Here is a 1,636-nt window from a genome sequence, read left to right as displayed (position 1 = left end):
AACCTGTTTCTTTGATAAGAATAAGGGGCTATTTCGTAGAACTCACCTTTGTAATTCTCTTCCCTTACAACATTCTTATCAATTTCTCTTTTCAATTCATCAAACATATTTCTCAATGAATTAAAATCATCTTTCAATTTATCAGGTATCATAGTGTTTTCTTTTAATATTAATGGTTAGCAGGGAACGGCTTGCCGTTATCCTGCGTTGTTAGCAACCTCTTTAATTCTCACTTGATATTTTTGTAATTGCCATTTTTTATCAATCAACAAATATGTTGCAGACAATTCGCTTTTAGCATCGTCTATTATCCAAGTTAAATATTGAACTTTTATACCTTGTTCATTGTCTGCAAATCTTTTTGCTATTGGATTCCCCAATAATTCTATGCTGCGTTCATAAGAAACTATTTCAATTACAGACAATTTATATTGCCCATTTTCGTCAGGTAGCCATAAGTTCTCAATAAGGAATAACCGCATATCTTCCACTAAGTCTTTTTCTATTACTTTAAGAATAGGGAGTTTGTAAATGTATTTATGTATATTGACAGAAAAAAACGGGAAGAAGTATTTACCCATTATTCTTCGTTGCATAGATATATTATTCTTATATGGATTAAATTCATCTACTGGCATTATTAAATCCATTCCTAACCAGTTCTCATCTTTGTAAAACCGCACCTTTGAATTTATTCCCCGTGTAGTGTACAATGCTCTGAAACAAAAAGCTAATTCAAAATCTATTTGATTATACTTTTTCTCAATAATTTCCGAAAAGGCAATTAACTCTTTTCCTATTTCAGAAACCTTAATATATCCCGGGGAATCTGATTGTATGCTTATTCGTTCCATATTTGTTGATGTTATGGTTGCTAATGGTTTGAAAAGGAACGGCGTAAGACGTTATCTTTTCTTATTAATAATATATTTATAGCCTCTTGAAAGTTATATCATCCGACACTCCTAATTCTTTCCGTCTAACTTCAAAGTCCTTTTTACTGAATGCCCCAAACTTGTTTTCTTGTGCTTCCCATGCTTCCTGTGTGTTATTTACGGGAATGATGTAATATTCGGTTGCATTCTTGTCATAACGCTGTAAGGAAATGCCTATGCTGTCCCTCAAAGCACGATATGCCTTGACAAGAATAAAATCATCGTCATATCCCACTGCGTAAACACTTGCTCCGGTTATTCCCGTATAAGGCGCATCATCATCGTTTTGTCGGTGATAACACACATCCATATCTTCTTTGGTATCTACCGCTATCAAATAATAGTTCCCAGTAAGATGCCGTTCATATACGAACCCGCAACTTTGCATTAGGGGCAACAATAAAAAGAGTAATGATATAACTGTTTTCATACGCTCAATTATTATTAATGGTTTGGTGAGGAACAGCGTTTAGCTGTTGGCTCGACCTTGTTACCAACCTCAATTATAATTCAGAGAAATCAAAAAGATTGAAGAACTTATCAAACTTCTCTTCTGTTCTACATGACAAAAATATTCCGTCATCTGTTGGTGTATTGTCGGCTTTATAGAAATACCAAATCAGATTATCTTGATATGCATATATGATTAAAGCATTATATTGCACAACTTTATTCCATTCCTTTTGTACATATTCCAATAT

The 1,636-nt window shown here is 33.4% G+C and carries 2 protein-coding genes and 1 pseudogene; all 3 read right to left on the bottom strand.

Annotated features, from left to right (window positions below):
* Positions 1-197: 197 nt before the first annotated feature.
* Positions 198-854 carry a hypothetical protein gene (locus JX312_RS13330; RefSeq protein WP_204458401.1) on the bottom strand — a complete coding sequence of 219 codons (657 nt, stop codon included), beginning with the start codon at positions 852-854 and terminating at the stop codon, positions 198-200.
* Between the two features lie 76 nt (positions 855-930).
* Positions 931-1,365, bottom strand: a complete 435-nt coding sequence (locus tag JX312_RS13325) for a DUF3997 domain-containing protein (RefSeq protein WP_162223463.1) — start codon at positions 1,363-1,365, stop codon at positions 931-933.
* A 73-nt stretch (positions 1,366-1,438) separates the two neighbouring features.
* Positions 1,439-1,636 (bottom strand): annotated as a pseudogene (locus tag JX312_RS13320) (SMI1/KNR4 family protein); the annotation flags it as partial.

The organism is Barnesiella sp. CU968 (assembly GCF_905219685.1).
Classification (GTDB): Bacteria; Bacteroidota; Bacteroidia; order Bacteroidales; family Muribaculaceae; genus Lepagella; species Lepagella muris_A.
Note: the sequence above shows the minus strand (reverse complement) of the source record. Positions and strands in the feature narration are given on the sequence as shown.

What these genes read in the sequence shown, in the direction of transcription:
- JX312_RS13330 (WP_204458401.1), bottom strand. Translation starts at nt 854, where the DNA reads ATGGAACGAATAAGCATACAATCAGATTCCCCGGGATATATTAAGGTT.
- JX312_RS13325 (WP_162223463.1), bottom strand. Translation starts at nt 1,365, where the DNA reads ATGAAAACAGTTATATCATTACTCTTTTTATTGTTGCCCCTAATGCAA.